This is a genomic window from Phaeobacter sp. JH20_08 (assembly GCF_048056635.1).
In the GTDB taxonomy this organism is placed as follows: domain Bacteria; phylum Pseudomonadota; class Alphaproteobacteria; order Rhodobacterales; family Rhodobacteraceae; genus Phaeobacter; species Phaeobacter bryozoorum.
The window spans coordinates 1-17,928 of record NZ_JAYMVV010000014.1; the positions used below are offsets into that span (position 1 = coordinate 1).

Consider the following 17,928-nt stretch of genomic DNA (forward strand, 5'->3'; position numbering starts at 1 on the left):
CTCCAAGTCCATGCGGAGCTGATTCAATTCGCGATCCCGCTCGGTCAGCTGCCGCTCGAGGGCACGCTGAGCCTCGGCGGATGCTTCCTGTAAGGTGGCAATTTGTGCCGTCAGGTCCGCAATCGCCTGCTCCGCCCCGCTATCCGCGACCTCGGCTGGCCGTGCGCGTAGGTCCTCGAGTTCCGCTCTCAATGTCGCAAGGCTTTCCATCAGCGCGAGTTCCGACTCGCTCGGACCTGTGTCCGCAGGCGGGGCTTGGCTAGGCTCCGGGGCAGAAATCGGCGCCAGATCTCCGAATCCGGGGCCGCTGCTCTGGAACTCTTCCGGCGCGGCGGTCGCCATTGGTGCTTCTGCCGACGGCTGTAGGGCAGCCCACGCCAGACCACCTGCTGCCGCGATGCCGACGACTCCAAGGATCGCGGCAAGTGGTGCAGGCCGCTTGTTTGCCTTCGCTTTGCCTGTCGAACCTTCGAGAGCCGCGAGGCGCGCGGCGAGGTCTTCCGTACCTTCGGTCATGATGTGGCCTGCCCTGCGTCCTGGACGCAAACCACATCTTCGCCAAGGCGAAGGACCCATTGTCGGTTGACGCCAGACACGCGGATGACGCCGTCACTCAAGGCCTGGCTGTTCACCGCGCGTTCCCTTCCGTTCGAATATCGGAAGATGGCAGGCACCGGCGCGTTCCGTGCAAACCGGAAATACGTGAAGGTACCATCATCCCAGATGGCCGTCGGCGTGAACTCTTCTCGGGCACTGACCGCATAGTTCGCGTTCGGCGCATCGGCCGCAACCGCCCTGGTGGGTTGTACGCGGTTTTCAGGATAGCGGAACTGCACGACATAATGCGGCGTCTCCCGGGCTTCGACGACATGGAAGTAGTAGGAGCGGCGGTTGGTGTAGACGGTGATGTTGGTGGCGACGCCAGATGCTGTCGGCTTGATGGCGAAGGCACGGCCACCCGGGACACCGTCGAATTGAAACCCGACCGTATCGCCGGCGATGATCGAGCGGATGGTTTCACCCTCACCGAATTCGACTGTGGTGACGCGGGTCAGAGTCGTGACGACACGGTAAACCTGGCCTTCAGTCCAGGTCGCGACGCGCACGCGATTGTCATGAGAACCTGGGCGGGGCGTAGTTTCGGCCAAGGCAGTCGTTCCCGCGAACGCGAGAATACTGGCGGCCAGCAGCGCAGAGATTGGAGTGCGGGTCATTCGGAACGGTCCGATCGGATGGCATATTGGGTGACGGTGAATCCGAAAGGGTTTTGCCAGACATCGTCGATCGCGCGGGTCCGCTCTGGCCGGAATTCGAACATCAACGTGGCAGTGAACGATCCATCCTGTACCCCCTGCGGGCTTGTCAGGCGCTTTCTGAGCCGCACCTGGGCGCGGTTATCGCCAATAAGGGTGATCGATGCGATCTCAACGGCCATCTCGGCCGCAGCCCCGTAACGCGTCGGCGGATAGCTCTCCTGCCCCGATGTCCACATCGCGCGCATGTTGGCCTCGGCCGATCCGGAAGACTGTGCGAGGACACGGCGGACACGAAGATCGTTGTCGAGCTGGTTGTAGGTCTCGCGGTCGAGAATGTAGCGGTAGATTTGCGCTTCGATCACGGCAGGCCGTTCGGCGAGCGATACGGTTTCAACCGTGGCATTGGGGAGCGCCATCCCGGTCGCGGGATCGTAGGGCACAACCACGGGAGGCGGCGTCTCGACCATCAGCGCGACAGCCGCGGCCGTCAAACAGCCGAATACGCCAAAGCCTGCCCCGGAAATGCCGATCATCCGCCAAAGCTGTTCCCGGCGCAGGGCACCGTAGACAAGTTCCTCTTCCACGAGCTCGCGCGCAGTCATCACTCCTACCCCACTCACGGCTCAAGATCCGGCAAGGTGAAGTCCATGTAGCGGCGTTCTTCAGCAACGGTGGCGGCGTCAACCACGCCTGCATTGCCAGCGCCTAGGGTTTGGATCGCTTCCAGCTCCCACATCCGGGTCATGGCGATGGCGAGTTCCGCCGTGACGCGTGTGTTATGATCCATTGAGGCTTTGAGATCTTCCATGTCCGGGATCATCTCGACCAGACGTTCCACCCGTTCGAGAGACTGTTCCGCCTCTGCGTGGCTGTTCTGCGCCGCCGCCGACATCACAGCACCTGTGGTTGCCCGCGTGGCCACGCCTTCGGCGCCCGGATTGCCGCTGGTGGCGATCTCGCGGAGTGAATCCTCGTCGAACCCCGCACTTGCCAGCGCCTGTTCCATCTGCGTGCGCATGGGCCCGGCATTGGGCCCGATCAGAGCGCTCCAATCGCCCGCCTGGATGCCTCGGACCAGGCCGGGGATGTCTTCGAAGTTGGCCTCAAGCAAGGTGTCGAGGTCCCCGCCCATGGCAAGTCCAAGGATGCTGCGCGGCCCGGTGAGCGAGGCATACATCTCGTTCAGCTGATCGAGTTGGCTTTGCAGCATGTCCAGTTGCTCCAACGCATTGTCCAGAAGATCCGTCTGGATCCCGAAATCCTGCAGCATCTGTTGAAGCTGGCGGATTTCCTGAGCAATGTTCTGAGTGTCCACCGTGGGCACACCCTGTGCCGCGACAGGTCCGGTGACATTGAGGGCAAGCGCGAGAGCGATGCTACCGGCGAAAAGGGAGCGGGGCAGGCGCAGGTTCAACGCAAATCCTCCTGACTGAAATCCATGAATTGCCGCTCGGCAGCCTGGGCCGCCGCCAAGGCGATCTGCTCGGCGCTGAGTGGCTCGGTTCGGGCGGCCTTGATCCGGGTTCGGATTGCGACCAGTCGGGCAAGTTCTGCCCGGGCATAGGTGTTGAGCGCGATGGCCTCGTAGAGATCCTCGGTCTCACCAATGCGGGTGATGATGTCCTGAACCCGCAGGGCGGCGGCGCGGACCGAGACCAGCGAATAGTCGCCATAGACCCCTGCGCCGTGGGCCGAGAGGCTGAAACTCGCGTTGGCGAGCAGCACAGGGTCGATGGTGCCGAGCGCGTCGATGCCCCCTACGGCCGCGAGGTAGCTGTTGTACTGCTGCGGGATCACCACGACATAATGCTGGGTTTCCGCGAAGGGTGGCACACCGCCATAATCCTGCACATTGCCCGGCCCGGCGTTATAGGCGGCGAGCGCATGGATAATGTTGCCATCGAACATGTTCAGCATTTGTGCGAGGTATCGCGCACCGCCGGTGACCTGCAGATAGGGATCGTCGTAATAGGCCGGGTAGATCCCGAGATCGCCCGCGGTACCGGGCATGATCTGGGTAAGTCCGAAGGCCCCCACGGGTGAGCGTGCCCCAATCTGGAAACGGCTTTCCTGCCAGATCAGCGCCTGTAAGAGACAGCGCCATTGCACGAGCGAAAGACCCGCGCGGCCGACCCCGGACAGACTATGGGTGTCGCGTGCTGCGCGGATGATCAGCTCCTCGATCCCCTCCCGGGCATCGCCGAACATCCGTGCAGCCGCTGGATTGGTGTCCTCGGGCGCATAAAGACTGGCGGACGCGCTTTCGACGTCGTCAACCGCCCCCTGCCCCGCCTCGAGCCCCGCCACGGTTCCGGCCACGTCTCCAGCGCCAAGCGACATGGCATCCATCAGCCCTTCGAGGGAGGCGAGTTGCTGGCGCTCGATTTCGGCCAGTTCCTCCTCGCGGCTTAGCCGGTCCTGCTGTAGTGCCAGGTCCCGATTGGTCTGCTCAAGGATGGCCTGCCGCTCTGCGAAGAGGCGCAGATCGAAGGTCGGCACGCCTTGGGCGACCGCTGGCCCCGCCGTGGGACCTGCCAGTGCAAAGCCGATCATCGAGAGAGGAAGCCAGGTCCGCATTGGCTCAGCCGCCTGCCCCCAAGAGGACGAAATCGCAGGCCGTGTCGCGGCGCGTGACCTCCGCCCCCATGGTCGAGATCGTGGCGGTGGCGGTTCCTGCCTGCGCAGGAGCCTCGCGAAAATTGAAGCAGTTGGCTTGCGGGGGGTTATGCTGTGCACAGGCTGTCAGGGTCAGGCCAAGGCCAAGCAGCACGACGCTGCGACTGATGGTACGGGTCATGTCACTCTCCAGAAATCAGGACGGTCGCGATAATCGGCGCCGACAAGCGCTTCGCCCTTCTCCATTCCGCCAAGGATGGTCACGAGCGGGCCGAGCGCGCTGAGATCGGCATCGATCACGGCGGAACCACGGTCGTCGCGTACAAGCGCGAGCCGCGAGGCCGAGCCGACGCCCAGAAGCACGTCGAGCTCTTTCTCGGTCAGGCCGAGCATCGCGTAGTCAGCGGCGGAAGCACGAATGTTGGGCAAGAGCACCTGCGTCGGCACCGCTTCCACGATGGTCTTGCCGGTGCGCGTGCGCTCGAGCTGGCTGGCATATTGCGTCATCATCACGACGACGGCGTTCTGCTTGCGGGCGGTCACCAGCCAGTTGCTGAGTCGCTCCGCAAAGTAGGCGTTGTCGAGGGCTTTCCATGCTTCGTCAATGACGATGATGGTGGGCTTGCGGTCCTCGATCACCCGCTCGACCCGGCGGAAGAGGTAGGACAGGACCGCCATGCGTTCCCGCTCGCTCTCGGAATCGAGGATGCCGGTGAGGTCAAAGCCCGCGACGTCTCCATCGATGCTGAAACTGTCCTCGGCATTCGCCCCGAAGATCCAGCCGTAGCGGCCCTCGGCGGTCCATTCCTGCATCCGCTCGAAGAGATCGCCCTCGTCATCGGTCGAGACCAGCAGCGAGGCGAAATCCGACCAGTTCCGTAGGCCCGCATGTCCTGCGCTCGCGTTCTGGCGCACGACTTCCTGCAGTCGGTTGGTCTGAACCGGGGTTAGCGGTCGATCGCGCCGCTCCAAGAGGCTCGCGAGCCAATCAGCAAGCCATGCCTGGCCCCGCACGTCGATTTCGGTCTGGAGCGGATTGAGGCCCGTTGGGCGCCCCGCCCGCACGGTCGAATAGCTGCCGCCGAGCGCGCGGACGGCCATCTCCATGCCCGCGCGATAGTCGAATACGAAGACCCGCGCACCTGCCCGCCGTGCCATGGTCATCAGGAAAGCCGCCAGGACGGATTTGCCGGAGCCGGGACGGCCCAGGATCAGCGTGTGGCCTCCTGTGGGTTCGCGATCCGGCGCGCCCTGTTCGTGGAAGTTGAAGCGAAAACCGCTGCGCTCGGGCGTCGGGAAGAGTGTGATCGGCACGCCCCACGGCACTTCCCTACCAGTCTTTCCGAGCGGGGTGCGGTGGAAGGTAGCGAGATCGGCGAAGTTGTGGTTCGTGATCGCAGCCTTGCGGCTGCGCGCCCCAGTGTTCCCGGGATGCTGCGCCATAAAATGCGCCCGCGCCCCGAAGGCTTCGGAGATCAGGTTGATGCCGGAAGTCGCGGAGATGTTGCGGATCTCGGCCGCGATATCGTCGAGCGCGGCTTGGCTGCGCGCATAGACCGCCACCGTCATGTGGTGCTCGCCGAAGATCAGGCGTTTCGATTCCAGATCGTCCTGGGCGAGTTCCAGTTCCTGAGCGAGGCTGACGGCCCCGTCATTGGCGGCTTGCATCAGGCGCAGCTGCCGTTTGATCCGGCCCGCCATGATGTTGGCGTTGATCGGCACAAAGGAGTGGGTGACCACCATGTCGACGGGCAGGTTCAGCTCGTCGAGCATCAGACTGTCAGTTTTGGCGGGATAGTTCTTCACCGCAAAGATCGCGCCGAGCTTGTTGCCGACAGCGCCGTCAGAGAGGGCGATGGTCGTGCCGCGGAAGGTGACGCGGGTATTGGCTACGTCCTCGGCGATCACACCGAGGCGCGACCGGGGGAAGAGCGGGTGCTCCTCGCCTGTGTTGAGTGAACCGAGGAAGCCCAGAAGCTCGCCGGTGCTTGCGGCCAGCAGGCGGGGCTTCAGCTCATCGAAGGACGACAGCAGAAACCCCACAACCTCGTCGAGCTTGCGCAAGCGGCGGGTCGTGTCCGCCGCATGTCGCGAGCGAGACGCCCCCAGACCGAAGGGCAGACGGCTGGTCGCCTCGGGGCGCTTCAGCACGGTCAGGGTCAGCGTCTTGTCGCGCAAGCCCGCGCGGCCGAGATGCGCGTGCCATCGTTTGTCGACGGCGGCAGCAAACCCCTCGCCCGGTATGGGCGGCAGGGTCACATCGACCGCTTTCGAGACCTTGTGCAGGTAGAATGAGAACTCGGTCCCGACCTGCGCCACGATGCCAGCCAGCAACCCTCCGATCCGGTCGAGATGCCCGTCCTCGCTCGTGGTGCTGTTCACCCCCTCGAGCCTGATGCACTGCATCAGTTCGTTGCCGCGTGTCCGGATCGTCCGGTCGGTCACGAGGCTCACGTAGGGCAGCATCGACGAGAGCCGCTTCTCGCCCTTGACCCATGCGGGCAGCGCAGTCAGCGGATCGAGCGCCTCTGCGACGTCATTGGCAAGTCCATCACGGGGCATAGCTGTCGCCTCCGTGCAGCTTGCGGTTCGTGGTCGGCGGGGTTTCCTGCAGGGTGATCACCAGGACGTCGAGGAAGTTCGGATCCCAGTCTGCGGCTTTCCAAAGCGCCGGCCAGGCCAGCCCCGCGAACACGGTCACCACCCAGCTCTGCACCCAGAGGAACAGGAGCGTCGAGCCGAAGAGCCAGACCATGGCGTACATGATCGGCAAGCCCATCAGCTTGGGTGGCCTGAGAAGGCCGATGAACACGCGGGACTGGTCAGCCATGGACGGAGCTCAGGTGGTCCAGATGGCGGCGACGATGGTGGGTGCTGCGGCGATGCCCGCGATTGCAACCACGACCCAGAGCGCCTGACGGAAGTCGAGGATGCCAAAGAGCCAGGAAAGGAACACCCCGATCAGTGCGAGCGTGCCAATCACGATCCCCAAGGGACCGGTGATCGCATCGACAATGCCTTGAAGCAGGGTCTGTACCGGCGAGAGGTCGATGCTCTGTGCAAGCGCTGGACCCGCCAGCACGATAAGGGTCATCGCGCCGAGCGCGGCGATCGCCCGCGTGCGGAGCACGCTTTGACGTTTTCTCGATGTCATGAAAGATCTCCTCTGAGCCGCTCAAACACGGCAGTCACACGGGCCACATGCCCTTGGGTTTCTCGAAAAGGGGGGATGCCGCCGTGGCGTGTGACCGCCTCAGGGCCAGCGTTGTACGCCGCAAGGGCCAGAGAGCCCTCGCCGAACTGGTCGAGCATCATCAGCAAGTAGCGGGCTGATCCGTCGAGGTTCTGCGCAATGTCATGTGGGTCCACGCCGAGGTCGCGGGCGGTATCCGGCATAAGCTGGCCAAGGCCTATGGCACCGACAGGGCTACGTGCAGCCGGATTGTATGCGCTCTCGACTTCGATATTGGCCCGGTAAAGGAGCGCCCAATCAGTGACTGAAAGCCCTGCGCGACGCAGCGCACCATGCCCGGCATACCGCAGAGCCGTGGTCTCGATCGCATGGAGGATTTCTGGGGTGGCGCGGGCGGCGGATCGAGCCGGGATCGCTGTCTCGCTCGTTGCGTCAGGAACGCGAGGTTCTGCGAAGAGAAAAAGGCGCCCGTTTGCCTCTTGAGAAGTGGAAATCAATTGGCCGTCTGGGCCAACCGAAAAGATGAAACCGTCGGCCAGGGCCGGGGGCGCGGAACAAACGCCTGTACCCAAAGCAACGACGAGCGCAGTCGCGCGGTCAGCTGCCTTTGACCGGAGGCGCGGCGTGGCGCTCGCGGCCACCTTCTTCAAGTGGGATGCTAGCGGTCGTACAGCCCATGTCGGCCAGGAAGCTGACAAGACCAACGATGGTTTTGAAGTCGCGGAGTTTGAGGACGCTTCGGCTGGTGACGAGCATTTTGTCATCACGCCCATCAGTGGCGACGGCGCGGATGACCCACGAGCCGTACCAGCTGTTATGGCGCTTCTCCGCTCTCTCCTTGCAGACCACCTCAATGAGGTAGCCCTCGGCGAGCAAGCCGCGCAGTCCGTCTTCGGTGACCACATTCGGTGCTTCTTCTATCATGACCTCCCCTGGGCCCTCCTCATCATGAGTATCGGCCCGCGGGGACACTTCCACACGGGCGATACAAGACAACATAATTGACTGCAAGACGATTTATTTGAGTTGGCGAACCGTCTTTGGCTGCAATAGGTAGCTACCGCACGAAACCATAAATTTGAAGTGGCAAAGGAGTTTTGCCCTGCGCATGTTTTGTGCATTTCGATACGGTGTGCTTGGTCTTGTTGTGCCACTCGCGTCGATTGGCCAAATCGCCATTGCATGTACCGCACCGGAACGGCCATTCCTGCCTGAGCGGTCCGAAGACATTCGAGAATATGCCGATCTGCTCCGCTCTGATTTCGAGGGCTACATCGCCGACATACAAGAATACTTCCGCTGCTTGGACGCCGAGCGCCAACGCGCGTTTCACGAGGCACAGGAGGTTAGCCGGGACTATGGAAGGCTGGTCGAGATATTGGAATGACTCTTCAAAGTCTCCATGTTGGAGACTTTGAAAGCAGACACTATATGCATTTAATGTCTGCATAAGCATACATTAAAGCGCCAAAGCCTTCTCCAGATCGTCGTGCTCGAAAGCACTTTCCAGATAGTCGAGCTCGCGTGCCGGAGCCCCGACCTGATGCGCAATTTCGCGCCACGTCGCTGTCGCTTTTGCCACTTCAGCGACGATTTCCCGGGCGTGTTGAGTGCGGAGGCCGAATTCAGGTGCCACAGCCAACACAAGGTCAATGTCACAGGTCCCGTCGTCGAAATCGATCCGTGTCTGCAGGACACGCGGTTTTTCCAACTGAGACGTCGGGTTGATGTCGAACGCCGGCGACAGCCGCCATCCAGCTGGCCCATCCCAAAGAAACCCGTGATTGCGCATATGGTCGTCCGTATTCGACACCAGAACAGTGAAGACAAGGCGGCGATAGAGTTCTTCACGATCCCTGGCAGCCTGGCTGCCAGTCCTGGTGATCGCGTCTACGATCTCGAGATAGCTGCCAGATACGCCATCCCGGTTCTGGGTCATGGTCATGGCTGACATATACGGGATGCGTTCGCCTGCTGCGCGTCGGTCAAACCGGGCGCTCAGATAGACCGGCCGATCGCCGATTTTTGCCAGAGAGTGGTCAGCCATAGTCAGGCCGGCCCGATCTGCCAATCGCGCGGCGACTTCCTCCCAGCGTTCCTTGCTGTAATCGTCGTCAGCCTTGGGAAACTTGGCGATCGAGAGCTTGCCCTGCACATCATAGACCGAGCATTTTGGGCGTGCACCGCCAAGCGATGCCCCGGGCGCAAAAATGAGATCGAGGTCCTCGTCTCGTTCCTCGCCAGCTTCGAAACGCCCGACTGCGTCGAGAAGACGCTGGAGCGCGATGTACCCTGGAACGCCATCTTGGATGGGTGCTGCATAGTCGGCATCGCCACGCCATCGCAGCCGCAAGGCTCCGATGCGGCTGACATCGGAGACACCCATAAGATAATCCGTCTCGAACAAGGTTCGAACCGGACGTTCCTCCCGCACAGAGCGGCGCCGTTCCCGACGCTGCATCAAGGCACGACCCCAGTTGTCTGGGGCACTGTCGCCAAGGGCTGGAAACATCTCTCCGTTGCCTGAAGGCACAAACGGTCCGGGCGAGAGAGGCACGCCCTGATCAATAGCAAACCGCTCTGGCCGGTTCAGCCAGTCGTCCGAGTATTCGAAAACGACGGTTTCGCGCGCCCGGGATGGCACACAACGCATGGTGCCGACAGGCACCATCGCTCCATCGAGCTCAATGTCGATTTCGACGACCCGTTCTGCCATGGCCTAGCTGCTCTCCTTGGAGCCAGGCTTCTTGCGCGCAAGAACCGCGCGTTTCGGCAAGCGCTCAAGAGCTGCATGTGCACCTTGGGGATCGTTCCTGGCATCAGCGAGATCTTCAAATCCATCCATCAGGTTCAATGCTTGCAGCACAGCCGCATAGATGCCGATGGACACGCCAGCATCACCTTTTTCGATCTTGTGGTAGGTTGATCGCGCAATACCCGCCCGCTCGGCGACAACAGACGCCGGCAAGCCGCGGCGCAAACGTGCGTCACGGATATCGGATCCGAGCTTGCGGATCGCCCGCTTGGCTGCGGGGGGCGGAAGGTATGACGCAGGCAATGCTTCTATCCTCGGTCTTGTTATTACCTTTATGTATGTATAAGAAGACATAAGGCAAGTGCTTTGACCTCAAGCTGTCATTGCTGCATTCCGTCTGATGCGCAAATGCTCACTCACCTTTTTCGGGAAATAGCCCAGGCATCCACCGACCTGCATACTTGGCCGGGAACGCCAGCTTGAGCGGCGCGCGGGTCGAGGTCGATGACAAAGCCCCCGCTTCAAGTAGCGCAGATGTCACCCGCCGCGCGGTGCGATCACTCGTGCCAAGGATGGACTCGACCTCTCCACGTTCAATCTGTCCCTGATAGAGGACGGCTTTCAGCACGGTATCGGATTTTGGAGGCAACCCCCCGGCGCGGATTTCTTCTTCAGCCCAGATCAGGATACGGTCACGCAGCCGATCAGGCCGCATAAGACTTTCCATGAACTCTACCTGGTCAATGCAGGTGCGCAGGAAGAAGCCGGCGAAGGAAGCAAGCGCGGCTTCGCTGAGCGTCCCACGCCCGTCGCGATCTCCACGGCGAGGACCGTCGCAGGAGGCCAGGTGCTCCTTGTAGGCGGCCTCTTCACGTGCAAGCCCGCGCGCCACAGACCAGAGGCCGCGTGTATCGAGCGTTCTGCGCAGCATGGCGTAAGACATGAGGCGGGCAACACGCCCGTTACCGTCGAGGAAAGGGTGCACCCAGAGAAGCCGGTGATGCGCGCAAGCCGCAGCTAGGATTGGTTCGATCCTGCCTTGGAGGTTGTAAGCCTTGTGCATACGTTCGAGAAATCGCGGTACCGCTCCAGGGCTGATGGCAACGTGCCGCCCAACTTCAACGTAGCGCGTCCGCAGCTCGCCAGGCACAACGGGTATTTTTTCGCCCGTCTTCGGGTTTTCGACGAAGAGAAGCTCAGGCGGCAGCAGTTCGCAGAAGCGGCGATGCAGCTCGATAATGGACGCGGGCGCGGTTGGCTGTTCCACCATACCGTCCTCGTCGATCCATTTCTGGACCGCCACATGTGCTTTGGCTTCGAGCTGAAGGTTCCGCTTCTTGGGGTCGGCGCTGTAGTTGCCCTGCATCGCGCGTTCGATGTCGATGGGATGGGTGTCGTGCCCTTCGATGAGGTTACTGTAGTAGCAGTTCATCGCCCGCACGAGATCTGACAACGCCTCCGAGACGGAAGAAGGCAACCCGCTCCGGAACGCGGCAGACTTCTCTGCCAGCTCGAGCGCGAGATCGTTTAGACGTGCGCGCGCGGGAGCGCCTTCAGAAACCATGAGTGGCTCGAAAAGTCCTACCGTTTCTCCATCATCCGGGGTCGTCACTTGTCCTACTTTCTGGCCGCTTTGGTGGCCATGAATCATCTCTCCTAAAACCAAAAGCTATCATGAGGTTGCCGACTCATAAAGTGGCATCCCGTCCGCCAATTTGGCCGGTTCTTTGGCCGCAACTTCTCTGCGGCCCGCTGCCAGGCTCGAGAATATGATGAGCGACAAAGGCAAGACTTGCGCGCAACCATCAATCAAATCTCCTTGCTATCATTAATGTTGTTTCGTATCGATGCACCATTATAGATGGAGTCGGCATCATGAAGCACGTGATCCACAGCGTGGCAACAGCCACGGCACTAAGCATATCCGGACTAATGGCCTCGTCAGGTCCGGCTCAGGCCTATCAGGTCGACTGTGCGATCCTCCTCTGCCTTGCGGGCGGCTGGCCTGCCTCCGCGCCCTGCGCGTATGCCAGAGCGGTCTTCATTCGGCGGATCACGCCATGGCCGATCGAGCCGCCCTTACAAATCTGGCGGTGTCCGATGGGTGTGTCGCTCAACGATCCCAGTCCGATGTCGCCTATGGAACGCCTTTATGACATCACGTTCCGCGATCCGCCCGAACCGCAGGAATCGACTCCGATCCCCCTTGTTCACGTCCAAGCAGATGAGCAAGCCGACATCGACATCTCAGGCGACGCCTTTGATTTCGTGCGTAGCATTCGCGTTTATCACATCCAGTACCGCCAGCATGAAAACCGAGATGGCGACTGCAATCGCAGCGACTCGACGCGATTGGGGTCCTACGGCGTGCAGGGCGACTACCGATGGACAAGATCCACCGTGGGCCAGGTGCCAGCCGCATCCGGCCTGAGCATCCCGAATGGATGTGGCAGCTACTTCTACCGTTCTGTCTTCGTCGACTGGCGCGATCACGCCGGGAACTATGGCTCTGAAGAGGTTCGCTACTGACAAAATCTACGCGCGGTTTTGCTGTGCGCGTCCTCACAACCCCGCACGGAAGGCTTTGCAAAACCCCCAAAAAGGAGACGACGCCAGACCGTGAAGCCTGACGCCGTGCTAGAAAACTCCGTGAACAAGAGTTTCCTAGCGCACCGCTAAAACACCTGCAACCAGCAAAGTTGTTTTGCTGGCAAGAATGTTGTTGTCTCACGACATGGCGTCGGATCTCCAAGGAGACCTCGACCATGGAACCTACGACCGGCCTGATCCTGAGACGGATCACGCAGACAAATCTCTCTGTTGCTACGCACAAGCTTGCTAACCTCATCCTCGATGCCATCGCCTGGAAGGATGGCTACAACGGTTTGTCGCGCGGAACGGCAGCCTTCACCCTCTCTGCCCTAGCGGAGAAGATGGGTGTCTCAAGACAATATCTTTCGGTTCTTTTGAGCGAACTTGAGACGTCGGAGTTGCAGCTCGAGCGGGCGAAGCCGAATGGCAAGTTCGCGCCCTGGATCTTTCGGTTTTCCGCATTCGACGAAGAGAGTGAAACCCATGATCTCGTGTCAGGTGAAGGCGACACATCACTATCTAGAGATAATAATAACAAAACTATCTTCTCAGGGCTGATCGATATCACCGCGAGTTCGAACGTTTTCCAGACCAGTTGGGCAGAGCTCATCAAAGCGGCGAAGGCCACGTTGCCCTGCTGGAACATCGACACCCAGGTCATCTGGGATCGCTTCCTCGCCTTCAACCGATCCCGAGGCAACGGCAGGGTGCCGGCCGACTTCCTGCTTGGCTTCATGCGCCGGTGGCGAAATTCGTCGGGAACTCCATCTCGTCCCGCAGTCAAGCCGCCCGCGAGACCAATAACGGACCCCAAAGAGCGCGAATTGCTGAGACAGATGCAAGCCGCACCTACTGCGAACCGCCAGTTCCATGCGTCCGACCTGTGTCGCTTGATCGGACACGCTGCCTACGAAGCGCGGGTACTCGATGTGATCCGCAGGTTTGGGTGCCAGAGGTTTTCAGCAACCTTGGCGGTGCACGGACGAGCGGTGCTGGCAGGCTAGATTCAGCGGTGACTTGAATGAGATTGGGGCTGCGACTTCAAAACAGACAGAGATCTGAAGAGATTAGACGGGTTCTCGGATAGCACTCCCGCATGCCGCTTCAAATCGGAAACGTCACGCAACCATGGCAATACACAACGCTGGGTGCAGCACCAGGCCGCGACCGCCTAAACTCAAACAGAAACCGAACCAGCGCCTCCGCTACAAGACAGCCCGAGAAGTCCGAAAAATCCTGACGACGGACAGAGCCTGACGACCGAAATCGGTGGACCGTATTCTACACGATCGAAGCCATCTGTCCAAATTTGACGTATGGCCGTGACATCTCTGTTGAAACGACGGAGATGAACAATGACGCACGAACAACACCTCGCCCTTGATCTGATCGTCCGATTGGCCAACCGTTTCGGTCCCGCCAGCCGTATCGCAAAGGAACTGCCCGGCTGGCTGGAGTGCCTGACCGAAGTCGAATGTCCCGAACGGCCCCGTAGCCGACCAAGCTCGCAATGGTGGAACAAGATCAGGACCATCGCGCACGACCTTGCGCCGAGCGCCGGGGGCGGTGAGGGCGAGATCGTTCAGCGCAATGCAACCCGTCTTGGCGAGCATTTCGGGCTATCCCCTGCCGAAACATCCATGCTGACCTTCGTCGCGTTCTACAAGTTGTTCGATGGCTTCGAGCATGTCGTCGATGGCGCGCTGGAAACCAGAGAAGTCACGGTGCGGCTGCTGTTGTCGTGGTTCTGCGCGGCGCCCGAGCCTGAAATCCGCACAGCCATGCGGGCATCCGGTCGCCTCACTTGCTCGGGATTGGTGCAGCGCAACAGCGGCGGGCGTCACCGCCGGATGCCGTTCGATCTGTCTGATCGCCTGACCCTCGCGCTACTTGCCGAAGTGGATAGCATTTCCGACCTGATCGCCCTGATGTTCCCGCGTGCGGCTGCGCCGCAGGCTCAATGGCAAGACTTCGAAGGTCTAAGCCGGGTGTCGCGTTGCCTTTAAATCTGAGACACGATGCTTTCGGCAACAAATTTTGCCCTTAATTGCGAGATTCGGCTGTCATGGGGCCTTTGCTTCTCGCGCGCCTCTGCGCGATATGATCAACCGCAGCAAGCAAACGTGGCTGCTTCTCGAAGGCGCGAAGTAGAGCAACTTTTGCATAGTCGTCGATGCCGGAACTGACGATGGCTGCTTTAGCCAAGGGGCGAGATCGAGCGGCGGCGATTGCGGCGAGACAGAATAGCCTCACTTCCGACTTGGGGTTTTGGAGAGCGAACGCCGGATCCCCGCGGAAGGTCTTTAGTGACATGGCAAAGGCGACTGCGCGCATTGCGCGCCGAAGTTGCTTGGGGCTGCGTGATCGCGCGGCGCACTCAAGCATCCCTGCCCCGCGTCGCGCTCGGTAGATCAGTTTGTCGGGTATTTGTTCGTCACCGGTTTTGCCAAGGGTTTGCACAAGTCTCGTCCCGCAAACCTGACAGTCAAATGCCCAGGCCCGCCTCCAATGCCTGAGTGAAAGGCCCTCCCTATAGCATCGCAGGCAATGCTGGAATGGCATCTGGGCCGTCAGCGAGGCTTCTCGTGGCGTCATTGCCGGAAAGGTCAAAGACCGCACAACATCTGGGTCGACACGCGCGGCGTTTGCGATTTTCTCCGCCGCAGCCGCTTCGACGTTGAAATCCAAGGCGGTGCCATGCGCGGTATCGATTTTGATATGAGCCAGCAGTTCCGCGTCATCACAGTAGTTGGCCGCAGCCAGCCGAGACAACCAACCTGACAACAACTCGTCTGGCAGCGGTGCGACAGTCTTCGGCAGCCGGCGCGGCTTCACACTCCGGACTTCTCGAGCCGCCGATGGGCGTTCGCATGGCGCGACCAAACCGGCGTCCATTTTGCGATTGCGTCATCGGTGATGCATTCATCACCTGTGACAATGGCGTCGATGGAAAGATCCTTGATCAGGGCGAAGATGCGCGAGGTCACCCCACCGGTCAGCGCAAGAATCTGCTTGAGCGACTTGACCTTCAGATTGGATTTCTTTTCGAGGGGCATTGCCGCGATGAGTGTCTGGATCATGTCCGAGAACTCGGCATCGTCGCGCCAGTTTGGCAGGTGATGTTCGTCCAGCCGCCTGGCAAGCTGGATATCACCACGGATGGCATCAACGGCCTCGCTGACCCCCAGGCAGACCAGCGACACTTCGAGTTCATTGCTGAGATACCGCAGAACATTGAGAAAGCGGCGCTGTTCGCGGTGTGTCCCGGCCAAGAGGTTGTGAACCTCGTCGATCATGATCATCCGCAGGCCAAGGTCGCGCAAGAGCGCGATGACGCGAACTTCGAGGGAAGCCACATTTTGAGCGCGGGCGCTCAGCGCCGTCGCCGGGGCGCCGACGGCGGCCAAGATGTGCAGGTAGAACCGCCGTTCGTCTGGTGCGGGCGGCGCTTGCAACAGCAGCAGGGGCGTGCGGGTGATGCCTGACGCCGGATCGTATTCTGGTGCGTATTTGCGCGACAGGTTTCGGGCGATCATCGTTTTGCCGATCCCGGAGGCACCATGCACAAGAAGCCCAGGCATACGGGTTTGCCGTGGCGCTTCGATCATACCATGCAAGCGGTCCAACACCTGTTCGGCCCGCGGAAAGCCGATCCAGATATCCGATTGAATGAGGGCGATCCGACCGTCTGCCTCAGTTATCCCTGCCCTCAATTCACCATCTCTCCACCTTGAACAATGGGCGCGATGTATCACCCGTATCGATCGGGCGCAGCCCTTCGATTGTCGCGATAGCCGAGGCGGGGCCCTCCAATGGCCCTTTTCTTTCACGGGTTCTACGTTCGGCCTTCGTCAGGCCCCGGCTTTCAGCTTCGATCTGGCGTTGCTGGCGGATCAGCTCAGCCAGAACCAGCTCATTTGACCCGGACTTGCCAAGGGCCCGAGCCTTCCTCATGGCTTCGCGGTATTCCCAGAGGGACACTGGCGGAATTTCCAGGTTTCTGTACCGCGCTTCAACATACCGGCCATCGTCTAGTTCGACCCAGATCATTGAGATATCACGAGGATCGTAGCGAACGACCACCTTTCCATCCCCGCGCCCGATGTGGCCTGCAAGGGCATCGGACCAGTACCTTATCTGGAACAGATGGATGCCGTCACGCCTGATCTTGCGCAGTTCGCCCGGCAGGAAACTTACCTGAAAGGCTTCGATATCAAATGGGATGTCGCCCGTCATTTGCTCTGAGAGCGCCTCCCATTTGGCGACGGGCGTGCAGCCAAGACTTGAATGTATTCTGTTGTTGTAACGGCAGATTTCCAGAGCAAACCAACGATCGAATTCGCTCAAGGTCATCGTGGCCCTGCCTTCGGCATCATAGTCGCCCTTGGTCGCGACCGACGATTGCGTTGTGCCCGGCAGGAGGTGAACGGCCCCCATCATCGTCCCGATCAAACGTTCGATGTGACCTCCGAAGTGAGGACTTCCCAAAGGCCGATAGACCAGATCGATCCCCCATTCCGCACATGAGGACCGAAAGGCCCGCGAACGGAAATCGCGGCCATTGTCGACATGGAGGCTGAGCGGTTTGCCCTGTGCGGGCCAAGGAATATTGCACGCCAATTCCGTCAGAAGTTCCGCCTTGGGGGCAACCGCCTGTGTCAGGCAAAGCGCCACTGACAGTCGCGAAGGGGCCTCGAGAGAAGTGTAGTATCCAGTTACCATCCGCGTTGCGATGTCGATCGCCAGCGTGACCCAAGGCCGCCCAATTGGTTGGCGTTCAAAGCTGTCGACAAGAATGATGTCCGCCGGCGTATGATCAATTTGGACGATCTCCAGTGGCACACTGGCCTTGTTCTCACCTGTGACCGGCGTAAATTTCTGGCGGGCCGCCTTTGCGCCCTCGCGTGCCTTCGCAACTTCGCGGGCATCCATCGCATCCAGACGACGCTGAACCGTCCGTCGTGTCGGCGGCTGCAAGCCCTGTTGCCAGCACGCGCTGCGGATTTCTGTCACGACGCGCGAGAGGCTCGGACGCTCCCGGCGCAAGAAATAGCGGCGAAGGTGCTCTTCGATCACCGCTTCGACCTTGCTGGATATCAAGGCCGTACCGGCTGGACGACCCCGTTTCCGCGGAGCAAGGGCACTGGTGCGTCCACCATCTTCGACCAGCCGCTTTATCCAACGCCAGACCGTCGCCCTGCTGACACCAAGCTCCCAAACGGCGTCATTGATGCCACGTTCCAGACTGCCAGTACCTTTCAGATATGCCTGAACAAGCGGACGCAGCACAACGGCCCTGCGCGCCTCTTCAGCACCAACGGCAACGGAGCCCTCGCCATCATCATCCATAGATATTTGCCGCTCAAGTCTGTGAACCCTGTCTCAGCTTTAAGGGCAAAAATATCGGAATTAAAGGCAAAATCTCATATTTAAGGGCAAAGCATAGCCGTTGATTTCGTTGGATTTCTAATCTCACAATTAATTAAGGGCTACGCGACAATCAGCGACAAAATGCG

The 17,928-nt window shown here is 60.6% G+C and carries 20 protein-coding genes and 1 pseudogene; 4 read left to right on the top strand and 17 right to left on the bottom strand.

Going from position 1 to position 17,928, the window contains the following annotated elements:
- From VWY75_RS14455 to VWY75_RS14505, 11 genes and pseudogenes are all read right to left on the bottom strand, one after another.
- Nucleotides 1–516, bottom strand: a pseudogene (locus VWY75_RS14455) (conjugal transfer protein); the annotation flags it as partial.
- Nucleotides 513–1,214 (bottom strand): TrbG/VirB9 family P-type conjugative transfer protein, encoded by a 702-nt coding sequence (locus VWY75_RS14460; protein ID WP_416537835.1) that lies wholly within the window; start codon nucleotides 1,212–1,214, stop codon nucleotides 513–515. The pseudogene VWY75_RS14455 and the gene VWY75_RS14460, both read right to left, overlap by 4 nt.
- Nucleotides 1,211–1,858: a virB8 family protein gene (locus tag VWY75_RS14465; protein ID WP_416535620.1), complete on the bottom strand. Its 648-nt coding sequence runs from the start codon at nucleotides 1,856–1,858 to the stop codon at nucleotides 1,211–1,213. Before VWY75_RS14465 ends, VWY75_RS14460 begins: the two co-directional genes overlap by 4 nt.
- 14 nt (nucleotides 1,859–1,872) lie before the next feature.
- The gene (locus VWY75_RS14470; protein WP_416535619.1) at nucleotides 1,873–2,670 is read right to left on the bottom strand and encodes a type IV secretion system protein; all 798 of its coding nucleotides are present in this window, start codon (nucleotides 2,668–2,670) and stop codon (nucleotides 1,873–1,875) included.
- Entirely contained in the window at nucleotides 2,667–3,833 is a 1,167-nt protein-coding gene (locus tag VWY75_RS14475) for a lytic transglycosylase domain-containing protein (protein WP_416535618.1), read from the bottom strand. Before VWY75_RS14475 ends, VWY75_RS14470 begins: the two co-directional genes overlap by 4 nt.
- A 4-nt stretch (nucleotides 3,834–3,837) precedes the next feature.
- Complete coding sequence (locus VWY75_RS14480; protein WP_416535617.1) at nucleotides 3,838–4,053, bottom strand: hypothetical protein; 216 nt, start codon at nucleotides 4,051–4,053, stop codon at nucleotides 3,838–3,840.
- Nucleotides 4,050–6,434, bottom strand: a complete 2,385-nt coding sequence (locus VWY75_RS14485) for a type IV secretion system protein B4 (protein ID WP_416535616.1) — start codon at nucleotides 6,432–6,434, stop codon at nucleotides 4,050–4,052. Before VWY75_RS14485 ends, VWY75_RS14480 begins: the two co-directional genes overlap by 4 nt.
- A complete protein-coding gene (locus VWY75_RS14490; protein WP_416535615.1) occupies nucleotides 6,424–6,702 on the bottom strand; it encodes a type IV secretion system protein VirB3 in 279 nt (92 codons plus the stop codon). Before VWY75_RS14490 ends, VWY75_RS14485 begins: the two co-directional genes overlap by 11 nt.
- Before the next feature lie 9 nt (nucleotides 6,703–6,711).
- Nucleotides 6,712–7,026 carry a TrbC/VirB2 family protein gene (locus VWY75_RS14495; protein WP_071676062.1) on the bottom strand — a complete coding sequence of 105 codons (315 nt, stop codon included), beginning with the start codon at nucleotides 7,024–7,026 and terminating at the stop codon, nucleotides 6,712–6,714.
- Nucleotides 7,023–7,706 (bottom strand): lytic transglycosylase domain-containing protein, encoded by a 684-nt coding sequence (locus tag VWY75_RS14500; RefSeq protein ID WP_029375161.1) that lies wholly within the window; start codon nucleotides 7,704–7,706, stop codon nucleotides 7,023–7,025. Before VWY75_RS14500 ends, VWY75_RS14495 begins: the two co-directional genes overlap by 4 nt.
- Nucleotides 7,663–7,989, bottom strand: a complete 327-nt coding sequence (locus VWY75_RS14505) for a hypothetical protein (protein ID WP_010138156.1) — start codon at nucleotides 7,987–7,989, stop codon at nucleotides 7,663–7,665. Before VWY75_RS14505 ends, VWY75_RS14500 begins: the two co-directional genes overlap by 44 nt.
- Before the next feature lie 184 nt (nucleotides 7,990–8,173).
- Between VWY75_RS14505 and VWY75_RS14510 the strand changes: the two genes are divergently transcribed.
- Nucleotides 8,174–8,452 carry a hypothetical protein gene (locus VWY75_RS14510; protein ID WP_416537836.1) on the top strand — a complete coding sequence of 93 codons (279 nt, stop codon included), beginning with the start codon at nucleotides 8,174–8,176 and terminating at the stop codon, nucleotides 8,450–8,452.
- Nucleotides 8,453–8,524: 72 nt separating this feature from the next.
- Here the strand turns inward: VWY75_RS14510 and VWY75_RS14515 are convergent, their stop codons facing one another.
- Genes VWY75_RS14515 through VWY75_RS14525 form a run of 3 tightly spaced genes read right to left on the bottom strand, consistent with a single transcriptional unit; the run spans nucleotide 8,525 to nucleotide 11,384 of the window.
- Nucleotides 8,525–9,781 (bottom strand): type II toxin-antitoxin system HipA family toxin, encoded by a 1,257-nt coding sequence (locus tag VWY75_RS14515; protein WP_416603398.1) that lies wholly within the window; start codon nucleotides 9,779–9,781, stop codon nucleotides 8,525–8,527.
- Nucleotides 9,782–9,784: 3 nt separating this feature from the next.
- A complete protein-coding gene (locus VWY75_RS14520) occupies nucleotides 9,785–10,174 on the bottom strand; it encodes a helix-turn-helix domain-containing protein (protein WP_416537838.1) in 390 nt (129 codons plus the stop codon).
- A gap of 58 nt (nucleotides 10,175–10,232) precedes the next feature.
- Nucleotides 10,233–11,384, bottom strand: a complete 1,152-nt coding sequence (locus VWY75_RS14525) for a Fic family protein (protein ID WP_416537839.1) — start codon at nucleotides 11,382–11,384, stop codon at nucleotides 10,233–10,235.
- 311 nt (nucleotides 11,385–11,695) lie between these two features.
- Here VWY75_RS14525 and VWY75_RS14530 point away from each other — a divergent pair, with 311 nt between their 5' ends.
- The 3 genes from VWY75_RS14530 (at nucleotide 11,696) to VWY75_RS14540 (ending at nucleotide 14,418) form a co-directional block, all read left to right on the top strand.
- Nucleotides 11,696–12,349 carry a hypothetical protein gene (locus tag VWY75_RS14530; RefSeq protein WP_416537840.1) on the top strand — a complete coding sequence of 218 codons (654 nt, stop codon included), beginning with the start codon at nucleotides 11,696–11,698 and terminating at the stop codon, nucleotides 12,347–12,349.
- A 236-nt stretch (nucleotides 12,350–12,585) separates the two neighbouring features.
- On the top strand, nucleotides 12,586–13,416 hold the full coding sequence (locus VWY75_RS14535) for a hypothetical protein (RefSeq protein ID WP_416537841.1): 831 nt from the start codon (nucleotides 12,586–12,588) through the stop codon (nucleotides 13,414–13,416).
- A gap of 351 nt (nucleotides 13,417–13,767) precedes the next feature.
- On the top strand, nucleotides 13,768–14,418 hold the full coding sequence (locus VWY75_RS14540; protein ID WP_416537842.1) for a hypothetical protein: 651 nt from the start codon (nucleotides 13,768–13,770) through the stop codon (nucleotides 14,416–14,418).
- A gap of 37 nt (nucleotides 14,419–14,455) precedes the next feature.
- On the opposite strand, the gene VWY75_RS14545 is transcribed toward VWY75_RS14540, so the two are convergent.
- The 3 genes from VWY75_RS14545 to VWY75_RS14555 are packed head-to-tail and all read right to left on the bottom strand — an operon-like array spanning nucleotide 14,456 to nucleotide 17,761.
- Nucleotides 14,456–15,247, bottom strand: a complete 792-nt coding sequence (locus VWY75_RS14545; RefSeq protein ID WP_416537843.1) for a TniQ family protein — start codon at nucleotides 15,245–15,247, stop codon at nucleotides 14,456–14,458.
- Entirely contained in the window at nucleotides 15,244–16,167 is a 924-nt protein-coding gene (locus tag VWY75_RS14550) for a TniB family NTP-binding protein (RefSeq protein WP_416535683.1), read from the bottom strand. Before VWY75_RS14550 ends, VWY75_RS14545 begins: the two co-directional genes overlap by 4 nt.
- Nucleotides 16,127–17,761, bottom strand: a complete 1,635-nt coding sequence (locus VWY75_RS14555) for a Mu transposase C-terminal domain-containing protein (RefSeq protein ID WP_416537844.1) — start codon at nucleotides 17,759–17,761, stop codon at nucleotides 16,127–16,129. The genes VWY75_RS14550 and VWY75_RS14555 overlap by 41 nt, the downstream gene beginning before the upstream one ends.
- Nucleotides 17,762–17,928 lie beyond the last annotated feature (167 nt).